Genomic DNA, 5,021 nt, shown 5'->3' on the forward strand with positions numbered 1-5,021 from the left:
CGCCAACAGTTCTTCCCGCATTCCAGACGGGACGTTTGGTGGTGGTGGGTTCAGTATCAGGCATCTCCATGATCATTCTCCGATGGCCGGATTGGCCGTCTCAAGAACGTTCGCCAGCGCAAAGGAAGGTCCTCAGGCGCCTGGCGACCAACTCGAGCCGCTCGAAGTCCTCCGCCAGAGTGGCCGCTCTTGCCGAAACCCGCCGCTTCAGGTTCCTTATGCGGGACGGCTGTAATGCGCCCTGATTCTAGAAGGGCTCACCGGCGTAAGCGCCGCTCCGCCTTCGCCAGTTCCTGATCTGTGAAAAGCGCGCGCCACGGTTCACGAAGCGCGATCGACTCGATCGCGAGATCGAGGCGGTTCAGAAGGGCGAGGCGATGAAAGCCTTCGGATGGAGGAGCTGCCATCAGCCGCCGCGCGGTATCGATCGCGCCGTGCTCGCCGAGCATCTGCAGCATACCGGTTGGCCGGTAGCCGATCCGCTCGCACTGCCGGTAGGTCTCCATGAGCTCTTCCGCGAACGCGGCCTCGGTCGGTATAACCCGGGGCGATCCACCGCTAGCCGAGAACAAGTCTCCCAAAGCCGCTGCGGACGCCTTGAGCCAGACTACCAATTCGCGGATCGCGAGGAGGCCCTGCTCGACCGCGCCGCGCTCTTCTGAAAATGGCCGCATTGGATCGACCGCCGGCGTCTGAACGCGCACTGCGAGCGACTTGCCCGCCTCGGTCGCGGAGTAGGGGGTGTCAGCGAGGATGCCGCTTGACCGCAACGACGCCAGATGATCGACGGCGCCCTTGAACTGCAGGTTCGCATATTTCCAACCGGGCGCGGAACCGAACTCATGGCGAAGGGCAATCGGAGGCAGACCATTAATCTCTAGCCCCTCAAACAGCCTCGTGATCGCCTTGGGTCCGTCCGTCGATGGCCTGACTCGCAGGTCCGGAAGTATCTTAGCGGCGAGATCTGCGTAGGATTGTGCGAAGTCGCGCTTCTCCGCAACCGTCGAACCGACCCAAGCAGTACCCGAGCGCTTGCCGCACAGCGCCTCAAGGAGTTGGACACGCGCCAGGAGGCGGCGACAGACTTCCTCTCCCACGTCGCCTTGGGACCTGGCCTGCAGGTGGCCGATCACGTCCTCGATGCTGATCTCTCCATCGAAGCATCCGTCGTACGTGAGTGCGGTCAACTTCGCGGCCGGCGCCACCAACAGCGCCGCCGCCGATGCAGCGCCGAGACGCGCTCGTAGCGCGGCGAGCTCGGCGGCGTAGGCCTGAGCCTGGCCGGGCTGGAAGTCGGCGGTGACCTTGCTCTCAATTAGGATGCAGGCGCACAGCTCTTCGTTTCCGTCGAACCAACCGATCCGGACGTCCGTCTGCCTCCGGTCGTTCTCACGAGGCGGAGACTTCTGAAGTAGGACAGTCAGCCCGTCAGGCGCCGTAAAGCCCGGTCCCGCTTTGGCTACTACCCAGTCGAGAAAGTCGGGGACGGCGAAGATCTCCTCGACGAGAAAGTTGTCCAGATCGCGTTCCCGAACGCGGTCGCGAAAGATGTCGTCCACCGCCATGTTCCCCCTAAGTAGGCTCCAACGAGCGCTGACCCATTTGCAACATACTCTGCACGAATAGCCTTCCAGAGGCGACGCTCAAAATTGGGACGGGCCGCAGAGTACGTCTGGTGCGGAACCTGTCGTTCAGCGACCCAGCAAAAGTCTCCCGCGCCGACATAGTCGCAACAAACAGCCCATCTGCCCCAAGGTGGGCCGTCCCACCAATCGGCGACGACCGACCAGAATGCTTCGTCCGCCGGTCGGGCTCGAATGGCAGCTTCAGCTAAAAAGAGCGGCCTTTCGGTTAATGCGAACCATCTGGCAGCAATGCGGCCCATTCAAGGCGCTTGAGCACGGCATTTACGCGCCAAGAAGCGGACATTCACATTTCGACCGGGTCTGGGGGCTTCCCTGCGATTTCACAGCATGCCCGCTAGGGTCGACTTTCGTCAGAACCGCCCCCTTACCGCGAACCAGCCGATTATTATTCATCTTATACACGAATAATTGACATAACTTTAGCTGGACTATATACATCTCATACCTGGATATGATGAAGGATAATGATATGTCGACCCTTGTCACGACGGCCAAACAAGCAGTGCGAAATATCGTTCGATTTTCGCACGAGCTGGAGGTGAGCCCCGATTTGCAAAGTCGGCTATCATATGCTCGGGCATGGTATGCGCATCGTGAAAACGATGCTTGGCATTTTGGACCGTCAAAATTCTGTGGCTATCAGGGTATGACTGCGGCGGAATATGTCGATGACGACCCACGGGACGGCCGTCGTACGGAACGACAGCTCGGCCAGTGGTTCACAGAGATATCGGAAAACGATCAGCTTTATGAAGAGCTGGCTATCGGCCTCACCGCTATGCTCGCCAAACATGGCAAGGCGCCCAGCGCAAAAATGCGCATTAATGTCTCAACAGAATTCTACGAAACCTATAGCGCTATCTGCGAACCGGATGACCGCGCCATCACCGATCTTCTGATCGCCGTCGCCAAGCGGCTGCCAAAAATCGAGCGCGAACGAGTGCGTTCCGCGCTCTGAACATCACATCTGATAGGAAAGGCGTGAAGTGCCGTATCTGACGGAAGCGAAGTACATATCGTTACACTCGGCGTCGTATCTCGGTGTTGTTGGCGTCAATGCCAACAACCTGCCCAAGAGCGTCACCGCCGCGAGCGTTGTGAAGAAGATTATCAGCACGCATGCTGTTGGATATTGGCATTTAACGTCCAAACGCATCCCCACTCCTCCAAAACCCAAAGGCGCAAAGCCCGCACCCCACCGCGTTCGAGATCGGGGAAAGTATGAAGTGATTGTCTTTTTCGCGGAGCAGGCCGACTTCAATGCGCTTTGTGCAATCCTGAAGGGCAAAACGCTCGTTCCGCCCCCCGGCGCACTCGGCTGCTTCGCTGCGACAATACCGTGAGAGCCGCTGAGAAGCCTGACTTTGCTGATGCCGTTCGTAAAGTCGAAAGGGCAAATTACCACATCGACGAATTCCATCGGGCCGCGGCAGCACATTTCGCGAAGCACCCAACCTCTGTATCGATGGTTCCTGCAAAGAAGCGGGCGGCCCATGGCTTCCTTGTCGGGGATCGGATGGGTTTCCCGGACAAGGCCCTCGCGCTCTACGTCGGGGACGCGGTCCATAACCTACGATGTGCTCTTGATTATCTCATCACCGCATGTGCCAAAGCCAATGGAGGCCGCGAGGACCGCACGGAATTTCCGATTGTGAAAGCGGGCGGCAAGAAGGCTGATCTTACTAAAGGCTTGTGGAAACTGAAGGACGCGGGTCCTCTTGCCACTGAGCTTGTGAAACGGGCACGTCCATACCCCCGAGGCAATCCGTATCTTGTAGCGGTCGGAGAACTGGATCGCTTTGACAAGCACCGCCTTATCCTTGCTGTTCAATCATCGGTCGACATCTCGGTTCGCACCGGAGGCTGGAATAATCGTAGGCATTCGGTGAAGGCCGCGGATCAGGCGGCTTCGCGTTGATCTTCGGCGGCGCGCCAATTCCATGGCAGCAGTTCATGGAGACGGTTCTGAGGGATCTCGGCGATGCGGCTGAGCACATCGGCAAGCCAAGCCTGCGGATCGATGTCGTTGAGCTTCGCCGTGCCAATGAGGCTCAGCATGAAGGCGGTGCGCTGGCCACCACGATCTGAACCAGCGAAGAGCCACGATTTTCTTCCAAGGGCTATGCCTCTGAGCGCGCGTTCCGCCGCGTTGTTCGAGAGGCAGATGCGGCCGTCATCGAGGAACGCGGTGAAGGCCGGCCATGCCTTGAGCATGTAATCCATGGCCTCGGCCACATCGCTGTTCTTTGACAGCTTTGACCGGTTGTCGCGCATCCATTCTTCCATATCGGCAACTAGCGGTGCGCTGAGTTCCTGCCGAAGGGCGAGGCGCTCCTGTGCCGGCTTGCCGTTGATGGCGCGTTCGATATCGAAAATCGCGTCGATACGGCGAACCGCCTCCACCGCCAGCGGCGAGATAACGGCCTTTTTGCGGCGCTTCTTGAGCTGCGCGGCGATATCGGCCAGCTCGAAGAAATAACGGCGCGCGTGGCTCCAGCAAAGGGCGCGGGTTAGCGGCGCCGGCAGGCGGTCGCCATGGAACAGGGCATTATAGCCGGCATAGGCATCAGCCTGAAGAATGCCTCTCCAACCGCGCAGATGGCCCACAGGATGCTCGCCCCGCCGGTCGCGGGAATAATGGAAGATCGCTGCGGGCGGTGCCGGTCCGCCAAAAGGTCGATCATCCCGAACATAGGTCCAGATCCGGCCCGTATCGGTCTTGGTCTTGGCCAGCACTGGCACCGTCGTATCGTCGCCATGCAATCGCTCGGCGGCAAGGACGTGGGCTTCGATCAGCAGATAGAGCGGCATCAGCGCGGCGGTGCAGATGCCGACCTGATCGGCCAGAGTGGAAAGGCTCAGGTCCACGCCTTCCCGGGCATAGCGATCACGCTGGCGGTTAAGCGGTTGATGCGCACCGAACTTCTCGAACAGCAGCATCGCCAGGAAGCTGGGACCAAAGAGCCCGCGGGGCGTCACATGGAACGGCGCCGGCGGTTGTGTGATCTTCTCACAATCCCGGCAGGAGAACTTCTCCCGCACGGTCTGGACCACCTTCCACTGTCGCGGCACGACCTCAAGCGTCTCGGTGATATCCTCGCCCAGCTTGCACAGCCGTTCCGAGCCGCAGCAGGGGCAGGCATCGGGCGCGGCGATGACGACGCGCTCGCGCGGCAGATGCTCGGGCAAGGCCTTGCGGGCGGGCCGCTTGCGCTCGAACGGCGCGACGTTGGTCTTCGCCGCTGCCAGGGCAGCCAGGAACTCATCTTCGCTGGCAGCGGTCTCGCACTCCTCGAAGGTCAGTTCCATCTGGTCGAGCAGATGCCGCGTGCGCTCGGAGCGCTGGCCAAAAAGGGTGCGGCGCATCTTCTCGTT

General features: G+C 60.2%; 5 protein-coding genes. 3 read left to right on the forward strand and 2 right to left on the reverse strand.

Annotated features, from left to right (window positions below):
- Positions 1 to 257 precede the first annotated feature (257 nt).
- Entirely contained in the window at positions 258 to 1,565 is a 1,308-nt protein-coding gene (locus tag FE851_RS20980) for a hypothetical protein (protein WP_145206651.1), read from the reverse strand.
- A 550-nt stretch (positions 1,566 to 2,115) separates the two neighbouring features.
- Between FE851_RS20980 and FE851_RS20985 the strand changes: the two genes are divergently transcribed.
- From FE851_RS20985 to FE851_RS20995, 3 genes are read left to right on the forward strand one after another with little or no spacing between them, the layout of a single operon-like run.
- Positions 2,116 to 2,604 carry a hypothetical protein gene (locus FE851_RS20985; RefSeq protein ID WP_145206652.1) on the forward strand — a complete coding sequence of 163 codons (489 nt, stop codon included), beginning with the start codon at positions 2,116 to 2,118 and terminating at the stop codon, positions 2,602 to 2,604.
- Positions 2,605 to 2,632: 28 nt separating this feature from the next.
- Positions 2,633 to 2,989 (forward strand): hypothetical protein, encoded by a 357-nt coding sequence (locus tag FE851_RS20990; protein WP_145206653.1) that lies wholly within the window; start codon positions 2,633 to 2,635, stop codon positions 2,987 to 2,989.
- On the forward strand, positions 2,986 to 3,564 hold the full coding sequence (locus tag FE851_RS20995) for a hypothetical protein (protein WP_145206654.1): 579 nt from the start codon (positions 2,986 to 2,988) through the stop codon (positions 3,562 to 3,564). The genes FE851_RS20990 and FE851_RS20995 overlap by 4 nt, the downstream gene beginning before the upstream one ends.
- Here the strand turns inward: FE851_RS20995 and tnpC are convergent.
- Positions 3,546 to 5,021 (reverse strand): IS66 family transposase (gene tnpC / locus FE851_RS21000; RefSeq protein WP_145206747.1); only part of this gene is annotated, 1,476 nt, incomplete at its 5' end. The genes FE851_RS20995 and tnpC overlap by 19 nt on opposite strands.

Origin of the sequence: Sphingobium sp. B2, assembly GCF_007693735.1 — a bacterium.
Lineage (GTDB): Bacteria > Pseudomonadota > Alphaproteobacteria > Sphingomonadales > Sphingomonadaceae > Sphingobium > Sphingobium xenophagum.

Coding starts and splice junctions, on each gene's coding strand:
- FE851_RS20980 (WP_145206651.1), bottom strand. CDS start 1,565: ATGGCGGTGGACGACATCTTTCGCGACCGCGTTCGGGAACGCGATCTG.
- FE851_RS20985 (WP_145206652.1), top strand. CDS start 2,116: ATGTCGACCCTTGTCACGACGGCCAAACAAGCAGTGCGAAATATCGTT.